Origin of the sequence: Shinella granuli (assembly GCF_004341885.1) — a bacterium.
GTDB lineage: Bacteria > Pseudomonadota > Alphaproteobacteria > Rhizobiales > Rhizobiaceae > Shinella > Shinella granuli.
Genome location: NZ_SLVX01000003.1, coordinates 98573 through 114944, shown reverse-complemented (window position 1 = coordinate 114944; position 16372 = coordinate 98573). Strand labels below are relative to the sequence as shown.

The following is a 16372-nucleotide window of genomic DNA, read 5'->3' as shown; positions in this document are numbered from 1 at the left end:
TGTCGCTTTTGTGCTGTCAACCATTTGTGGCGGGCTTGGGAGGCTTTTACGCACAGTTTTCCTGGAATTGCGTCAGTCCAGAATCTGCGTGACATGCCCCATTTTCCGACCCGGCCGGGCCTCGGTCTTGCCGTAGAGATGGACGAGCACGCCGGGTCTGGTGAGCCAGGCGGGAACGTCCTCGATGTCGTCGCCGACGAGATTCTGCATCACGCAGTCCGAATGGCGGCGGGGATCGCCGAGCGTGTGGCCGGCAACGGCGCGGATATGCTGCTCGAACTGCGAGATGATGCAGGCCGCCTCCGTCCAGTGGCCGGAATTGTGCACGCGCGGTGCGATCTCGTTGGCCACGAGCCCGCCATCCTGCAACACGAAGAATTCCACGCCGATGACGCCGACATAGCCGAGCTGGTCGAGTATGGCGCGCGCGGCCTTGCGGGCCTGGTCGGCGGTCGCCTCGTTGATGCGGGCGGGCAGGGTGGAAGTGTGCAGGATGCCGTTCTGGTGGACGTTTTCCGCCGGGTCGTAGCAGGCGATCGTGCCGTCGCGGTCGCGCGCGGCGATGATGGAGACTTCCCGCTCGAACGGCACCAGGCTTTCGAGGATCAGCGGCACGCCGCCGAGCGCCTCGAAGGCGCCGTCGCGTTCCTCCGCGGGGGAACGGAAAAGCCGCTGGCCCTTGCCGTCATAGCCGAGCCGGCGCGTCTTCAGGACGCCGACGCCGCCGAAACGGTCGAGCGCCTCTTCGAGGTCGGCCTGGCTGTCCACGGCGGCAAAATCGGCGGTGCGGATGCCGCAGTCGCGGATGAAGCGCTTTTCGATAAGCCGATCCTGCGAGACCTCCAGCGCGCGCGGCGGCGGATAGACCGGAACGGCCGCGGCGAGCGCCTCGGCGGCGGAGACGGGCACGTTCTCGAACTCGTAGGTGACGACGTCTGAGACGCGGGCAAGTTCCGCCAGCGCATCCGCATCGTCATAGGCCGCGACGATCTGGGCGTTGGCGACCTGCGCGGCCGGACAATCGGCTTGCGGTTCGAGGATGACGGTCCTGAGGTTCAGCCGGGCAGCCGCCATGGCCAGCATGCGGCCGAGCTGACCGCCGCCGATGATGCCGATCGTGCGGGTGCTCATAGGGGGCCGTCCACGGGATATTCGGCGACGGCGTTCGACTGGTTGTCCCGCCATTCATCGAGGCGGTGGGCGAGTTCCGGATCGCTCAGCGCCAGAACGGCGGCGGCGAGCAGGGCGGCATTGACGGCGCCGGCCTTGCCGATGGCGAGCGTGCCGACGGGAATGCCGGCGGGCATCTGCACGATGGAGAGCAGGCTGTCCTGGCCGGACAGCGCCTTGGACTGGACCGGCACGCCGAAGACCGGCAGCGGCGTCATCGCCGCGGCCATGCCGGGCAGGTGGGCCGCGCCGCCGGCGCCGGCCACGATGACCTTGAAACCCTCCGCCTTCGCCCCGCGCGCAAAGCTGTAGAGCCGGTCGGGCGTGCGGTGCGCCGAAATGATGCGGGCCTCGTAGTCGACGCCGAGCGCATCGAGCGTATCGGCGGCGTTCTTCATCGTCTCCCAGTCGGACTGGCTTCCCATGATGATGGCGACGGGGGGCGTTTCTGTCGTGTCCAAGGCGTCTTTCCCGCTTTCAGGCGATGATGTCGGGGATGATCTGGTCTTCCAGCTTGGAAATCTTGTCCTTGAGGACCAGTTTCTTCTTCTTCATGCGCTGGATTCTGAGGGCTTCGCAGCCGACCTGGATCATTGCGTTGATAGCGGCATCGTAGTCTTCGTGCTCCTGGCGAAGCCGTGCGGCTGCAAGCCGCAATTCAGCCTGTTCCTGGTCGGCCATGCTATTCTTTCCCCGTCGTCGGCGACGCGGCCGAGCCGCGATCCTCCAGCTTGTATGAAGGCTGCTCCTACCACGAAACCCCTGGTAACGGGAAGTTATCCCTTGCCACGTTTTCGCCTTCGACAAATGAAAAATGACATGGCACACTGGTTCTGTTGCAACCTGGATCACCCGGCATGCAAATGACCGGGTGCAAGCAAAAGGAAGGAACTGTCACATGACGATTGAGGCTCATCTGGCCACGCTCGAAAAGAAGCACTTCGCTCTGGAGGCAGAGCTGCACGCTGCAATGAATCAGCCCTCCTCCGAGGACCAGACGATTGCAGACATCAAGCGTCGCAAGCTGCGCATCAAGGACGAGATCGAGCGCCTTCGCGGCTCGTCTCACTGAAAGGACAGGGATTTTTCCAAAGTTACAGAAGGGGTGAGGGTCGCGGAACAGTTGGTCTGTATGGGAGGACCAGGGTAGGAGCCCAATTCGCGAAACCGCTCCCGGTACACGAAAACCTTAGATGTCGAGACGCCCTGGCCGCCATGATAGCGCGCCGGGGCGTCCTGTTTCAGGATGGGACGTCGGCGTTACGACCAGAACTGGTCGAGCCAGAGATTGAGCCGGTCGAAACCCTTCGCGTTGATGGCGTAGATGCGCTTCGTGCCTTCGGATTTGACGCTGACGAGATTGCAGTCGAGCAGGGCCTTCAGGTGCTGCGAGACCGCCGGGCGACTGATCGGCAGGCCTTCGGACAGCTCGTTGACCGTACGCGGCGCGCGGCGCAGCTCCTCCAGCAGGAACCTGCGGTTGGGATCGGCAATCGCCGTGAAGGGGTCCGGGTGCGCCATGGCCGAAAGCTATGGCAAAGCAGCATTTGCGGCAAGCGTTTTGTGCGCTGCGAAGAGCCCGGTTTCCCGGCCGTCACAGAAAGGCGAGAACGCCGTCATAGACGAGTTTCAGGCCGGCGACGAGGACCATGGCATACATGAAGGGATAGAAGACATCCGGCTTCATGCGCTTGACGAGGAAGCCGCCGACGGCCGTTGCGGCAATGGCGAGCGGCACCAGCGTGGCCGATATCGTCAGGTTGGTCGTGTCGAGCTGGCCGAGGGCGAAATAGGGGCCGAGCTTGATGGCGTTGAGGATGGCGAAGAAGCGTACGCCCGCGCCGGTATAGTCGCGCGGCGGAAGCTTCAGCGGCAGGCCGTAGACCTGGAAGGGCGCGCCGCCGGCATGGGCGACGAAGCTGCCATAGCCGGACAGCGTGCCGAGAAAGGCGGCGGGCAGCAGCCGGTGCGGCCTGGCCGGGACGATGTAGCCGTACCGTGCCCGCCAGCTATTGTAGAAGTAGCGGGCGACGAAGAGCACGGTGATGAGGCCGATGATGAGGCGCAGCGCATCGCGCGGCACATAGGCCGATGTCGCCCAGCCGATCGCGATGCCGATGAGGGCGCCGGGCAGCAGCATCTTCAGCAGCGTGCGGTCGTTGTGCTGGCGCCAGATCCAGAGCGAGACGCAATCCATCACCACGAGGATGGGCAGCAGGATGGCGGCGGCTTGCACCGGGGGAACGGCCATGGCAAGCAGCGGCACGCCCATCAGGGCCAGTGCCTCGCCCATGCCGCCTTTCGTCAGGCCGACAAGGAGGACTGCGGGGATGGCGGCATAGTAGATGGTGGGGTCGATGGGCATGGAGGGCGGTTGATCCTGTTCGTCCTTCCGTCTATCCGCTTTGATCTGTTATGACGAGCCCGAGTGCCGTATTCTAAGGAAGTCCATCCATGTCCGATGCCGAACCCCGCTGCCGCCTGGTGCTGATCCTCCCCGAGGGCGAGGACCTTTCCGCCCGCGCCGCGATGCTGGAAGGCGCGCTGAAGGGCGGCGACGTCGCCTCGGTGATCCTGCCGCAATACGGGCTGGATGACGGCCAGTTCCAGAAGCATGCCGAAACCCTGGTGCCGATCGTCCAGCAGGCGGGCGCCGCGGCGCTCGTTGCCGGCGATACCCGCGTTGCCGGCCGGGCGAAGGCCGACGGCATCCACATTACCGGCGGGATCGAGGAACTGGGCGAGGCCATCGAGAAGTTCACGCCGAAGCTCATCGTCGGCGGCGGCAATGCGACGGACCGGCACAGGGCGCTGGAGATCGGCGAGGTGCAGCCGGACTACATCTTCTTCGGCAAGATCGGCGGCGACATCAAGCCGGAGGCGCATCCGAAGAACCTCGCGCTTGCCGAATGGTGGGCCTCCATGGTGGAGATCCCCTGCATCGTGCTCGGTGGCACGGATCCGCAGTCCGCCCTTGCCGCGGCCGAGACCGGCGCGGAGTTCGTGGCGCTCGACAAGGCGGTTTTCGCCGATCCTGCGCAGGCGCCTCATGTGGTTGCGGCGGTCAACGCGCTTCTTGACGAAAAAGCGCCACGGTTTGAGCAATAGTAGGCGCCCATGATCAGGGCCGTTCTCATCCAAGCTTGCCGCATAGTGCCGGTGGCGCTGCTCGCCACCGGCGTCGTCGTGGCCGCGCCCGCCCTGGCGGAGCCGGCGAAGAAGGGACCGTCCGTGACGGCCGGCAGCGCTGAGACCGCCGTCACGGATCCGGCAAGCGAGGCCGAGCCCGCATCGGTCGACGACCAGCCTGCCGCGACGGCGGAGAAGGACAAGCCGGCCGACGGCCCCTCGACGGGTCTCTCCGTGCTCGACCGCATGGGGGCGGACCTGCCGGACCTGCCGGCGGAAAAACCCTTCACCGGCAAGATCGACGAAGCTTACGGCGCCTTCCAGCGCGGCCGCTACCTGACGGCGATGGAACTGGCCCTGCCACGCGCGCAGCTTGGCGATCCGGCCGCGCAGACGCTGGTGGCCGAGGTCCTCGACCGCGGCCTCGGTGTCAAGCGGAACCGCGAACAGGCGATGTTCTGGTACGAGCAGGCCGCCAATGGCGGCGATCCCACCGGCATGTTCAAATATGCGATCCTGCTGATGGAGCGCTCCCGCTCGAAGGAGGACCGCGCCAAGGCGGACGAGCTGATGAAGAAGTCGGCCGATCTCGGCAATGCCTCCGCGCAGTTCAACTACGCACAGGTGCTGGTGGCCGATTCTCCGGGGGAAAAAGGCCTGCGCGCCGCGCTGCCCTATTACGAGAAGTCCGCCGAGCAGGGCATTGCGGATGCGCAATATGCCGTCTCGCAGATCTATATCAGCCTGAAGGACCTGCCGGAGGAGAAGACCCGGCGCGCCCGTGAATGGCTGCTGCGCGCGGCGCGCGCCGGCTTCGATACGGCCCAGCTCGATCTCGGCATGTGGCTGGTCAACGGCACAGGCGGCGAGCGCGACTACGAGGCCGGCTTCAAATGGCTGAGGCGGGCGGCCGGCGGCGGCAATGTCGTTGCGCAAAGCAAGCTTGCCCAGCTCTACATCCACGCCATCGGCACGAAGGCCGATCCGGTCGAGGCGGCCAAGTGGTTCGTTCTCGCGCGTCGCGCCGGGCTCAACGACCCCTCGCTGGAGGACTTCTATCTCGGCCTCAGCGACGCGCAGCAGAAGGCGGCGGTCGACGCGGCGAACAAGTACCGTTCCGGCTCCTGACGCCACCCCGTTTACCCTTTGCAGCATCGAGGCCCCTGCATTGCAGCCCTTGCAGGGGGCGAAGGCTTGAAACTTCGGGGGATTTGTGGTTTTGAGGCCACATATTCCGGTCCCGGCGCGCTTTCGCGCCGCGGCTCAGCCGTTTCGAAGCGCCGGACATTCCCGAAGGATTTTTTCTACATGGCTCGTTCAGCTCTTCTCAACGTCATGGTTCAGGCCGCCTTCAAGGCCGGCAAGTCGCTTGCGCGCGATTTCGGCGAAGTGCAGAACCTGCAGGTTTCGCTCAAGGGGCCGGGCGACTACGTCTCGCAGGCCGACCGCAAGGCGGAGAAGCTGATCCGTGAGGACCTGATGAAGGCCCGCCCGACCTACGGCTTCCTCGGCGAGGAATCCGACGAGATCATCGGCACCGACGGCGCGCATCGCTGGATCGTCGATCCGCTCGACGGCACGACCAACTTCCTGCACGGCATTCCCGCCTTCGCCATCTCGATCGCGCTGGAGCGGAACGGCGAGATCGTCGCCGCCGTCGTGCTGAATCCGGCGACGGACGAGCTCTTCACCGCCGAGCGCGGCGGCGGTGCCTTCCTCAACGACCGGCGCCTGCGCGTCGCGGCCCGAAAGAACCTGTCGGACGCCGTCATCGGTTGCGGCATGCCGCATCTCGGCCGCGGCAACCACGGCAAGTTCCTCATCGAGCTGCGCCATGTCATGGGCGAGGTCGCCGGCATGCGCCGCCTCGGCTCGGCCTCGCTCGATCTCGCCTATGTCGCCGCCGGCCGTTTCGACGGTTTCTGGGAGCGTGACCTGGCGCCGTGGGATCTGGCGGCCGGCATTCTCCTGATTCGCGAAGCCGGCGGCTACGCGACCGATCTGACCGGCGGCAGCGCCATGCTCGACACCGGCACGGTCATCGCCGGCAACGAATATATCCACAAGGCGCTCAGCGAAGTCGTGCACCGCCCGGTGCCGACGCGCTAAGACCCGGAAATGGGCGGCGCATTCCGCGCCGCTGTTGCCGCTAAGCCCTTCAATTCGGCGCAATCTTCCTCTAGTCTCCCGGCCGACAAGGAAGTGGAGAGACGACGACATGGCGAAGCTTGGGCTGTCGGGTTGGGGAGGGTCGCCCGAGACCGGGGAGGATTATCCCCACAAACTCTCAAGCCCCATGGCCTTCTTCTGGACGATGGTGATCTTCCTCATCATCGTCGGCTTCGTGGCCGCCATCCTCTTCCGCCAGGCGCAATCGGCCTTCCTCAGCAATCCCGGCCTCAACGGCCTCATCCTCGGCGTGCTGCTGATCGGCATCCTCCTGGTCTTCAACCATGTGCTGGCGCTGAGGCCGGAAGTGCGCTGGTTCAATTCCTTCCGCGCCGCCGGCAGCGCCGAGAAGGTCGGGCGCGATCCCGTGCTGCTGGCGCCGATGCGCGCCCTGATCGGCCGGCGGCATTCCGTGGCGCTCTCCGCCACCGCGCTGCGTTCGATCCTCGATTCCATCGCGACCCGCCTCGACGAATCGCGCGACACGTCCCGCTACCTCATCGGCCTTCTCGTCTTCCTCGGCCTTCTCGGCACCTTCTGGGGCCTTCTCGGCACCATCGGCTCGATCAGCCAGGTCATCCAGTCGCTCGATGCTGGCGGCGGCACCGCGAATGACATCCTCAACGCCCTGAAGGAAGGCCTTTCCGCGCCGCTCGACGGCATGGGCACCGCCTTCTCGACTTCGCTCTTCGGCCTGTCCGGTTCGCTGATCCTCGGTTTCCTCGACCTGCAGGCCGGCCGTGCGCAGAACCGTTTCTATACGGAGCTGGAGAACTGGCTCTCTTCCGTCACCGATGTCGGCTCGGAACTGCAGCCGGTCGTCGACATGGCATCCAGTTCCTCCACCGATGTGCAGGCGCTTGCCCAGCAGATCCTGAAACTGGCGCAGGAGGGTGGCGGCGGCCGCTCGACGGCGGCCATGGCCAGCCTTGCCGAGGGTATCCAGGGCCTCGTCAAGAACATGCGCAGCGAGCAGCAGATGCTGCGCGACTGGATCGAGGCGCAGCAGGAAGAATCGAAGGCGCTGCGCCGCACGCTCGATCGGCTCGCTGCCCGCAGCGGGGAGAAGAACGTCGAGCGCCTGCCGGAGCGCGCGACGGAAAAGGCCCATAAGGCCGGGGGCGAATAGGGATGGCGCTCGCCCGCAACCGGCGCAGCCAGCGCGCGGTCGATTACTGGCCGGGCTTCGTCGATGCGCTGTCGACGCTGCTGCTCGCCATCATGTTCCTGCTCACGGTCTTCGTGCTGGCGCAGTTCTTCCTCAGCCGCGAGATTTCCGGCAAGGACGACGTGCTCAACCGGCTGACGAGCCAGATCAACGAACTGACCCAGCTTCTCGCACTGGAGAAGAGCGGCAAGCAGGATCTGGAGGACGCACTCGCCAATCTCCAGGCTTCGCTTGCCCAGTCGGAAAGCGACCGCACCCGCCTCCAGCAACTGCTCGACAGCGGGGCCGGCGCTTCCGATGCCGCCAATGCCCGCGTCACGACGCTGGAGGGCGAGCTCGATTCGGAAAAGCAGGTGAGCGCGCGGGCCATGAGCCAGATCGAGCTGCTCAACCAGCAGATCGCGGCGCTGCGCAGCCAGATCGCCGCCGTCGAGGAGGCGCTGCAGGCTTCCGAGGCCAAGGACAAGTCCTCGCAGGCGAAGATCGCCGATCTCGGTCGCCGCCTCAATGTCGCGCTGGCACAGCGCGTGCAGGAGCTCAACCGGTACCGCTCCGACTTCTTCGGGCGCCTGCGCGAGATTCTTTCCGACCGGGAGAACATCCGCATCGTCGGCGACCGTTTCGTCTTCCAGTCGGAGGTGCTGTTTCCCTCGGGCGGCAGCGATCTCAACGAGGCGGGGCAGGCGGAGATGGGCAAGCTCGCCACCGCGCTGCTCGATCTCGCCCGGGAGATACCCTCCGAGATCAACTGGGTGCTGCGCGTCGACGGCCATACGGACAATGTGCCGCTTTCCGGCACGGGCCGCTACCGCGACAACTGGGAGCTTTCCTCCGCCCGCGCGACGTCGGTCGTCAAGTTCCTGATTTCCCGGGGTGTGCCGGCCAACCGGCTGGTCGCGGCGGGCTTCGGCGAGTTCCAGCCGATCACCGAGGGCAGCGACGACGCGGCGCGGGCAACCAACCGCCGCATCGAGCTGAAACTCACCGAAAGATAACTCAGTCCATCTGGATGTTGGCGCCCTCGACCACCGGCTTCCACTTGGCAAGCTCCTCCGTGACGTGCTTGCCGAGTTCTTCCGGCGTCGAGCCGACGATTGTGGCGCTGAACTCCTTCATGCGCTCGGCGACGGCAGGGTCCTTCAGTGCTGCATTGGCCGCCTCGTTCAGCTTTGCGACGACGTCATCCGGCGTACCGGCCGGGGCGAAGAGCGCGTTCCAAGTGTAGGTCTCGTAGCCGGGAATGCCCGATTCGGCGACCGTCGGCACATCCGGGAAGGAGGCGGCGCGCTCCTTCGTGGTGACGGCGAGCGCACGCAGCGTGCCGGCCTTGATGTGGCCGGAGGAGGAGGGCAGGTTGTCGAACATGATCGGGATCTGGTTGCCGATGACATCGTTCAGCGCCGGGCCGGAGCCCTTGTAGGGCACGTGCTGCATGTTGACGCCCGCCATCGACTTGAAGAGTTCGCCGGACAGGTGCAGCGGCGTGCCATTGCCGGAGGAGGCATAGCTGTAGCCTTCCGGATCGGCCTTCAGCAGCGCCAGCAGTTCCTCGACGCTCTTGGCCGGCAGTTCCGGGTTCACCACCAGCACGTTCGGCACGATGACGAGCAGCGAGACCGGCGCGAAGTCCTTCTCCGCATCGTAGGGCTTGGTCTTGAGGATCAGCGGGTTCAGCGCGTGTGTCGCGACGGTCGCCATCAGGATCGTGTAGCCGTCCGGCTCGGCGCGTGCCACGCGGTCGGCGCCCAGGCTGCCGCCCGCGCCGCCGACATTTTCCACGACGATCTGCTGGCCGAGGATGTCGCCCATCTTCTGCGCGATGATGCGCGCGACGACATCCGTCGAGCCGCCGGCGGCGAAGGGCACGACGAGCGTGATCGTCCGGTCGGGGAATTGCTGGGCGCTGGCGGGCAGGCCGAGCGCCAGCGATGCGAGCACGGTGGTGCCGAGGACCATGAGGGTCCGGCGGGTGAGCGTCGAAAATGTCACGTTGTTTCCTCCCGAGGTGACGTGAAGTCCGCCCCCTCAGGATAGGGCGCCCGGCCCTTCCGGCAAGAGCCGGCGTTCAGCCGACGGCGCGGTCCTCTCCAAGGAAGGCCTGGCCTCCGTGGTCGAACTGCAGGCGGGCGAGGCGGGCGTAAAGGCCATCCTGCCGGATGAGCGACTGGTGGGTGCCTTCCTCGACGATGCGGCCCGCCTCCATGACGAGGATGCGGTCGGCCTTCAGCACGGTGGCAAGACGATGGGCGATGACGATCGTCGTGCGTTTGCCCATCTGGCCGTCAAGGGCCTTCTGGACAAGCGTCTCGCTTTCCGCGTCGAGGGCGGAGGTCGCCTCGTCGAGAAGCAGTAGCGGGGCGTCCTTGAGGATGGCGCGGGCGATGGCGATGCGCTGGCGCTGGCCGCCCGACAGCGTGACGCCGCGTTCGCCGACCATGGTGTCATAGCCCCTGTCGAGCCGTTCGATGAACTCTTCCGCCTGCGCCGCCCTTGCCGCGGCCCGCACGGCCTCGTCGCTGACGCCGGACATGCCGAAGGCGATGTTGTCGCGGATCGTCGCGGCGAAGATGGTGACGTCCTGCGGCACGAGCGCGATGTGGCGGCGCAGCTCTTCCGGATCGGCCGTGCGCAGATCGACGCCGTCGAGAAACACCGTGCCCGCGTCGGGATCGTAGAAGCGCAGCACCAGCGAGAGGATCGTGCTCTTCCCGGCGCCGGAGGGGCCGACGATGGCGACGGTCTCGCCTTGCTTCACCGCAAAGGTCAGGCCGTTGATGCTGCGATAGCCGGGGCGGGCGGGATAGGAAAAGTGCACGTCGTTGAAGGCGAGTTCGCCGCGCGCGGGCAGCGGCAGGGCCACCGGGTTTGCCGGCGCGGCGATGGCGGGCGGCTCGGCCAGGAGTTCGGTCAGGCGCTCAGCGGCGCCGGCGGCCTGCGAAAGCTCGCCCCAGACTTCGGACAGCGCGCCGAGGCTGCCGGCGGCGAAGACAGCATAGAGCAGGAACTGGCCGAGCGTGCCGGCCGAAAGCGTGCCCGACAGCACGTCGCGGGCGCCGAACCACAGCACGGCGACGACGGAGCCGAAGATCATGGCGATGGCGAAACCGGTCAGCAGCGAGCGGGCGCGGATGGCCGAGCGCGCGGCGCCGTAGGCCTGCTCGACCGCGCCGAAGAAGCGGGCGCGGGCGGCGTCTTCCGCATTGAAGGCCTGCAGCGTGCGCGTGGCGCCGATCGCCTCGCCGGCATAGGCGGAGGCGGCCGCCAGTGTGTCCTGCGCCTCGCGCGAGCGGCGGCGCACCGAGCGGCCGAAGGCGACGAGCGGGAAGACGATGACGGGAATGGCGGCGATCACGAGGCTGGAGAGCTTCGGGCTGGTATAGACCATCATGGCGATGGCGCCGAAACAGAGGATGAGGTTGCGCAGCGCGACGGAGGCAGTGGCGCCGACGGCGGACTTGATCTGCGTCGTGTCGGCGGTCAGCCGCGAGACAATCTCGCCGGACTGGTTGACGTCGAAGAAGGCGGGCGAAAGCTTCGTCACATGGGAAAAGACGTCGCGGCGCAGGTCCGCCACGATGCGCTCGCCGAGCGTGATGACGAAATAGTAGCGCATGGCGCTCGCCAGCGCGAGCAGGCCGGCCAGTGCGAAGAGCATCGTGAAGTAGGTGTTGATGAAGCCGGCATCGGCGCCGGAAAAGCCATGGTCGATCATGCGGCGCACGGCGAGTGGCAGGGCGAGCGTGGTGACGGCGGCCATGACGAGCGCTGCCAGCGCCCCGGCGACGAGCCCGCGATAACGACTGATGTAGGGAGCAAGCCTGCCCAGCGGACGAATGTTGCGGCGTGCCGATTTTTCCTGCACGCCCTGCTCTTTGTCTGTGGACACCATACCCCCGTTTCCAGCGCCTTCAGGCACGAATTGTCTTTCGGCTCTTGTTATCCGGACGGCCTTCATGTATAGGCTCGCCATCGAATTGGGAAGCCGTAGGTCCGACCGACCGCGGCTTCATTTACGTCTTTGGCCCCGCTGTCGCAATCCATTGCGACAATTGGCCCCCGGAACAGGCAGGAAAGTTGTCATGAAGGCTGATATTCATCCCGCATACCACACCATCAAGGTCGTGATGACCGACGGCACCGAGTACGAAACCCGTTCGACCTGGGGTTCGGAAGGCGCAACGATGAACCTCGAAATCGACCCGAAGTCGCACCCGGCCTGGACCGGCGGCAACCAGCAGCTCATGGACCGCGGCGGCCGCGTCTCCAAGTTCAAGAAGCGCTTCGAAGGCCTCGGCCTTTAATCCGCCTGCTTCGGACGAATTTACAAAACCCGGCTTCGGCCGGGTTTTTTTGTTGCTTATGGCGCAGATGATCGCCCCTCACCTGCCTGCCGGCATCCTCTCCCCGCAAGCGGGGCGAGGAAGGCTGGGCGCGCCGTTTCCCACAATCGCTTACCCGCAGAAGTAGGGAAACCGGCGCGACACCCCCTTCTCCCCGCCTGCGGGGAGAAGGTCCCGGCAGGGGGATGAGGGGTGGTCTCCGCAAAATAAAAAACCCGGCCGAAGCCGGGTTCCATCAGGCGTTGCCGTCTTTGCTCAGTTGCTGCCGAAAGCCGTCTGCAGCAGGTTGATCTGGGCCTGCACGCTGTTCTGGTTGTCCGGCGCGAAGGTCTGGACCTCCTGCGGGCGGTAGATCTCGCGGTCCAGCAGGGCGATGCGGTTCTGCAGGCGCAGCGAGCGTTCGATGAGGTCGCGGAAGGCCTCCGGCAGGTCGTTCCAGCCGGGCGCGGTCTTGTCGACGTTGAAGCTGTCGAGGCGGACCTTGTTCTTCTCCGAAAGCACCTGGTCGCGGCTCATCTCGCCATTGTTGACGGCCCGCTGCAGGAGCAGCCAGGAGGCCATCTGCATCAGGCGGGTAGTGAGGCGCATCGATTCGGCCGCATAGAGCACCGAGGCCATGCGGGGCAGCACCTTGGAAGCCTGGCGGCCGACGCCGTCAAGGTAGCTTGCGGTTTCCTCGACCAGACCCATGCCCTCGGCGTACAGGGACTTGAATTGCGCCGACGACGCAACGTGGCCAGCGAAGCTGACGGTATTCAATCCTCTTTCGGACATGGTTTCATCCCTGTTGAACGCATCACATGCAGGTAACGGAAGGTCGGTCCGTGGTGTTCCAATCGGCCGTTTTATGTCGTGAGGATGATCCCATAACCCAATTCGCGCAAGAGTATTCTTAAGAAAGGGTTAATCTCCACAATTCTTTCGGGACAGGTCGCGCGCACGGAGCGGGCAAACAAAAAAAGAGCCGCGGAAAGCGGCTCTCAAGGTAAAACAGGGAGAAAAATCAGACCGAAACCCCGAGGGGAAAAATGTCTGAACCCGGAAGGACCGGATGTTCAAGTAATAACAGGGAAGGCTTAATGGCCGGTTAACTCTATTGCCGGTTTGCTCGTGCCTGTGCCTTTTCGGCAAGGCTGCGACAATCCGGCGCGGGTTCAGCGGAACAGGTTCTCCGCCGCCGAGCGGCTGGCGCCCTTCTTCAGCTTCTCCGCCTCCAGCCGTTCGATTTCCGCGCGCAGCAGGTCGATTCGGGCGGCAAGCTCGTCAACGGAAAGTAGCGAGAGGTCGCTGCCAATCTCGTGGGCGATCTTCTTTACGGGGCGGTCGTCTTCGAAAAAGCTCATGTGGGACGGTCCTCCTGTTGCTCGTCGGCGGCCTGCGGCTGGGCGAGGGCGCGCGGCGAAAGCTGAAGGCTTTCCGGCGTGGTGAGCGTGCCGGGATTGATGGTCGTGTAGGAGTCGCGCATCTCGGCCGGCAGGGCAGCGCGGCGGCGGCTGCGGAAGATGGCATAGGCGGTGATCAGGATATGCGCCCAGCAGGTGACCATGAACAGCGCATAGGGACCGACCGCCGACATGATCGGGCCGCCGAGCGTCGGGCCGATGATCGTGCCCACGCCATAGAGTAGCAGCAGCCCGCCGGAAACCTTGACGAAGTCCTCGGGGCTGGCGAAGTCGTTGGCGTGCGAAACGGCGATCGGGTAGAGCGCGTTCGCCATAGCGCCGTAGAGGGCCGTCAGCACCAGGAGCATGGTGACGGAGGCCGGCTGGAAGACGAAGAGCGACAGGCCCGCTGCCGCGGCGATGGCCGAGAGCGCGGCGAGCACGATGCGCCGGTCGACCCGGTCGGACAGACGGCCGGCGGGCAGCTGCATGACGGCGCCGGCGAAGATGGCGACGCTCATCATGATGGCGATCGTGCTGGAGGAGAGGCCGGCATTGGTGCCGAAGACCGCGCCGAGCGTGCCGAAGGCGCCGTTGGCGATGCCGATCAGCACGATGCCGACGCTGGCGACCGGCGAGGTGCGGTAGAGGGCGGGGATGTCGAGCCTGACCTGCTTCAGTGGCTGCGGCGAGGCGGCGGTGGAGAGCGTCGTCGGCAGCATGGCGAGGCAGTAGAGGATGCCGGCGAACATGAAGAGCAGCGGCGTCGTGACGTCACCCAGCGCCACGGTCATCTGGCCGCCGACGGTGCCGACGAGGGTGATGGCGATGTAGAGCGAGAAGATCAGCCCGCGGCTTTCATTGGTGGCGCGCTCGTTCAGCCAGCTTTCGATGATCATCGAAGTGCCAGCGATCGAGAAGCCGGTGACGGCGCGCAGCGCGATCCACCAGAAGGGATCGACCAGCATGCCCGTCAAAAGCGCGATGATGGCGATCAGCGAGGCGAAGCCGGAAAAGGCCCGCACATGGCCGATGCGCTTGACGACGGTGGGTGCCAGAAGGCAGCCGAGAACGAAGCCCGACGCCCAGGACGTGCCGAGCAGGCCGAGCATCGTCGTCTCATAGCCCTCGAAGGCGCCGCGCATGGGCAGGAGCAGGCCATGCAGGCCGTTCCCGAGGAAGAGGAACAGCGTGCCCATGAGAAGCGCGAAGACGGATATGAGGTTTTTACGCATGAGGTTTCGTGAGTTTCGCCAATGGGTAAGGAATAGCGTACCTGCTACCGATTGCCAGATGCAAAGCGCGCGGGCGAATGATTTTCAGGCCTCACGCTGTTCGCTTGGAAAAGTGTCTGAGGTGTGACAGGAAGGCTGGAGAAAGGCCGCCATGTCGAAAATCCTTCCCGCCCTGCTCCTCGCCGTCATGCTGCTGCATCTCATCCGGCCCCTCGGCCTGCCGGGGCTGAAACGGCGTGCCGATTTCTGGAAGATCGCCGTCGTCGCCATCGCGCTGATGATGCTGACCGTTCTGATCCGGCCTTGAAGCGAGCCGTCCGCCCAGGGCGAGCTCTGAAACGCAAAAGGGCCACCCGAAGGTGGCCCCCATGAGGTTTGGTCCGGTGCGGACCCGGGTCTTTGGACCCGAAGGAAGGCGGGGATCAGAACGAGGGCTGCCTCGTTTCGTTCACCACAATTCCCATGCCCGAAGCCAAGACCGAAATCTCATTAGACATTGGATCACCTTCCTTTCTGTTCGTTGACACTGAATGGAAATGTAGGCGATCTGCGGCCGGGCGCAAGCCCCCCGACGTTATTTCTGCTGGTGCAGGACGTTGACGCCCGGCAGGGGCTTGCCTTCCATCCATTCCAGGAAGGCGCCGCCGGCGGTCGAGACATAGGTGAAATCATCCGCGACGCCGGCATGGTTGAGGGCGGCGACCGTATCGCCGCCGCCGGCGACGGAAACCAGCTTGCCTTCCTTGGTGCGGGCAGCGGCGTGCTTGGCGGCGGAGACCGTCGCGGCGTCGAAGGGCGCGATCTCGAAGGCGCCGAGCGGACCGTTCCACACGAGCGTCGCGGCACGCGAGATCCAGGCATTGACCGCCTCGACCGTCTTTGGGCCGACATCGAGCATCATGGCATCGGCCGGGATGGCGTTGACGTCGACCACCTCGTTCTCGGCATTGGCCTTGAACTCGCGGGCGACGACGCCGTCTTCCGGCAGCACGATGGCGCAGGTTGCGGTCGCCGCCTCGATCATGATCTGCTTGGCGGTGTCTGCGAGGTCATGCTCGCAGAGCGACTTGCCGACATTGGTGCCGCGGGCGGCGAGGAAGGTGTTCGCCATGCCGCCGCCGATGACCAGCGCGTCGACCTTCTTCACGAGGTTCATCAGGAGGTCGATCTTGGTGGAGACCTTCGCGCCACCGACGATGGCGACGACCGGGCGGGCCGGATTGCCGAGGCCTTTTTCGAGGGCTTCCAGCTCGGCCTGCATGGTGCGGCCGGCATAGGCGGGCAGGAGGTGCGCCAAGCCCTCGGTGGAGGCATGAGCGCGGTGGGCGGCGGAGAAGGCGTCGTTGACGTAGATGTCGCCGTTCGCGGCCAGAGCGGCGGTGAAGTCCGGGGTGTTCTTCTCCTCGCCCTTGTGGAAGCGGGTGTTTTCCAGAAGCAGGATATCGCCGTTGCCCATCGCGGCAATGGCGGCGGCGGCCGGCTCGCCGATGCAATCGGCGGCAAAGCCGACCTTCCTGCCGAGGACGTCGTTGACGGCGGGCAGGATCTGCTCCAGCGACATCTCAGTGACGACCTCACCCTTCGGTCGGCCGAAATGGGCGAGCAGGATGACCTTCGCGCCCTTTTCCGAGAGTTCGCGGATGGTCGGGGCGACGCGCTCGATGCGGGTCGCATCGGTGACCTTGCCGTCCTTGACCGGAACGTTGAGATCGACGCGGACGAGCACGCGCTTGCCTGCGATGTCGGTGAGGTTGTCGAGGGTCTTGAAGGTCATGAGGA

At 65.5% G+C, this 16372-nt stretch carries 19 protein-coding genes; 8 read left to right on the top strand and 11 right to left on the bottom strand.

The features are described 5' to 3' along the window. Positions 1-72 precede the first annotated feature (72 nt). Genes EV665_RS06750 through EV665_RS06740 form a run of 3 tightly spaced genes read right to left on the bottom strand, consistent with a single transcriptional unit; the run spans position 73 to position 1851 of the window. Positions 73-1131 (bottom strand): 5-(carboxyamino)imidazole ribonucleotide synthase, encoded by a 1059-nt coding sequence (locus EV665_RS06750; protein WP_133033511.1) that lies wholly within the window; start codon positions 1129-1131, stop codon positions 73-75. Further along, positions 1128-1595, bottom strand: a complete 468-nt coding sequence (purE, locus tag EV665_RS06745; RefSeq protein WP_133033738.1) for a 5-(carboxyamino)imidazole ribonucleotide mutase — start codon at positions 1593-1595, stop codon at positions 1128-1130. Before purE ends, EV665_RS06750 begins: the two co-directional genes overlap by 4 nt. A 52-nt stretch (positions 1596-1647) precedes the next feature. Then, positions 1648-1851, bottom strand: coding sequence for a YdcH family protein (locus EV665_RS06740; RefSeq protein ID WP_024271181.1), 204 nt, complete (start codon positions 1849-1851; stop codon positions 1648-1650). A gap of 217 nt (positions 1852-2068) precedes the next feature. Between EV665_RS06740 and EV665_RS06735 the strand changes: the two genes are divergently transcribed. Continuing rightward, complete coding sequence (locus EV665_RS06735; protein WP_064496056.1) at positions 2069-2242, top strand: YdcH family protein; 174 nt, start codon at positions 2069-2071, stop codon at positions 2240-2242. Between the two features lie 188 nt (positions 2243-2430). On the opposite strand, the gene EV665_RS06730 is transcribed toward EV665_RS06735, so the two are convergent. Further along, entirely contained in the window at positions 2431-2691 is a 261-nt protein-coding gene (locus tag EV665_RS06730; RefSeq protein ID WP_064331147.1) for an ArsR/SmtB family transcription factor, read from the bottom strand. A 73-nt stretch (positions 2692-2764) separates the two neighbouring features. After that, positions 2765-3535, bottom strand: a complete 771-nt coding sequence (locus EV665_RS06725) for a sulfite exporter TauE/SafE family protein (RefSeq protein ID WP_064331146.1) — start codon at positions 3533-3535, stop codon at positions 2765-2767. 89 nt (positions 3536-3624) lie between these two features. Between EV665_RS06725 and EV665_RS06720 the strand changes: the two genes are divergently transcribed. From EV665_RS06720 to EV665_RS06700, 5 genes are all read left to right on the top strand, one after another. After that, positions 3625-4278, top strand: a complete 654-nt coding sequence (locus EV665_RS06720; RefSeq protein WP_133033510.1) for a thiamine phosphate synthase — start codon at positions 3625-3627, stop codon at positions 4276-4278. A 9-nt stretch (positions 4279-4287) separates the two neighbouring features. Then, the gene (locus tag EV665_RS06715) at positions 4288-5427 is read left to right on the top strand and encodes a tetratricopeptide repeat protein (protein WP_133033509.1); all 1140 of its coding nucleotides are present in this window, start codon (positions 4288-4290) and stop codon (positions 5425-5427) included. 180 nt (positions 5428-5607) lie between these two features. Beyond that, positions 5608-6408, top strand: coding sequence for an inositol monophosphatase family protein (locus tag EV665_RS06710; RefSeq protein ID WP_133033508.1), 801 nt, complete (start codon positions 5608-5610; stop codon positions 6406-6408). A gap of 109 nt (positions 6409-6517) precedes the next feature. Then, positions 6518-7597 (top strand): MotA/TolQ/ExbB proton channel family protein, encoded by a 1080-nt coding sequence (locus tag EV665_RS06705; RefSeq protein ID WP_064331143.1) that lies wholly within the window; start codon positions 6518-6520, stop codon positions 7595-7597. A 2-nt stretch (positions 7598-7599) separates the two neighbouring features. Beyond that, positions 7600-8631 carry a peptidoglycan -binding protein gene (locus tag EV665_RS06700; RefSeq protein ID WP_064331142.1) on the top strand — a complete coding sequence of 344 codons (1032 nt, stop codon included), beginning with the start codon at positions 7600-7602 and terminating at the stop codon, positions 8629-8631. Between the two features lies 1 nt (position 8632). On the opposite strand, the gene EV665_RS06695 is transcribed toward EV665_RS06700, so the two are convergent. Both EV665_RS06695 and EV665_RS06690 read right to left on the bottom strand, forming a co-directional pair. Continuing rightward, positions 8633-9592: a Bug family tripartite tricarboxylate transporter substrate binding protein gene (locus EV665_RS06695; protein ID WP_133033737.1), complete on the bottom strand. Its 960-nt coding sequence runs from the start codon at positions 9590-9592 to the stop codon at positions 8633-8635. 109 nt (positions 9593-9701) lie between these two features. Next, a complete protein-coding gene (locus EV665_RS06690) occupies positions 9702-11525 on the bottom strand; it encodes an ABC transporter transmembrane domain-containing protein (RefSeq protein WP_245507655.1) in 1824 nt (607 codons plus the stop codon). A 190-nt stretch (positions 11526-11715) separates the two neighbouring features. Between EV665_RS06690 and rpmE the strand changes: the two genes are divergently transcribed. Continuing rightward, on the top strand, positions 11716-11937 hold the full coding sequence (rpmE, locus tag EV665_RS06685; RefSeq protein ID WP_023516320.1) for a 50S ribosomal protein L31: 222 nt from the start codon (positions 11716-11718) through the stop codon (positions 11935-11937). Between the two features lie 294 nt (positions 11938-12231). On the opposite strand, the gene rcdA is transcribed toward rpmE, so the two are convergent. The 3 genes from rcdA to EV665_RS06670 form a co-directional block, all read right to left on the bottom strand. Then, on the bottom strand, positions 12232-12750 hold the full coding sequence (gene rcdA / locus EV665_RS06680) for a protease adaptor protein RcdA (protein WP_064331140.1): 519 nt from the start codon (positions 12748-12750) through the stop codon (positions 12232-12234). 380 nt (positions 12751-13130) lie between these two features. Then, positions 13131-13319 carry a DUF1192 domain-containing protein gene (locus EV665_RS06675; RefSeq protein ID WP_064331139.1) on the bottom strand — a complete coding sequence of 63 codons (189 nt, stop codon included), beginning with the start codon at positions 13317-13319 and terminating at the stop codon, positions 13131-13133. Next, on the bottom strand, positions 13316-14593 hold the full coding sequence (locus tag EV665_RS06670; RefSeq protein ID WP_064331138.1) for an MFS transporter: 1278 nt from the start codon (positions 14591-14593) through the stop codon (positions 13316-13318). The genes EV665_RS06675 and EV665_RS06670 overlap by 4 nt, the downstream gene beginning before the upstream one ends. Positions 14594-14744: 151 nt before the next feature. Here EV665_RS06670 and EV665_RS32265 point away from each other — a divergent pair, with 151 nt between their 5' ends. Then, the gene (locus EV665_RS32265; protein ID WP_162852994.1) at positions 14745-14900 is read left to right on the top strand and encodes a hypothetical protein; all 156 of its coding nucleotides are present in this window, start codon (positions 14745-14747) and stop codon (positions 14898-14900) included. Positions 14901-15167: 267 nt separating this feature from the next. Here EV665_RS32265 and EV665_RS06665 read toward each other — a convergent pair whose 3' ends face one another. Beyond that, positions 15168-16367, bottom strand: a complete 1200-nt coding sequence (locus tag EV665_RS06665) for a phosphoglycerate kinase (protein ID WP_133033506.1) — start codon at positions 16365-16367, stop codon at positions 15168-15170. Between the last annotated feature and the right edge of the window lie 5 nt (positions 16368-16372).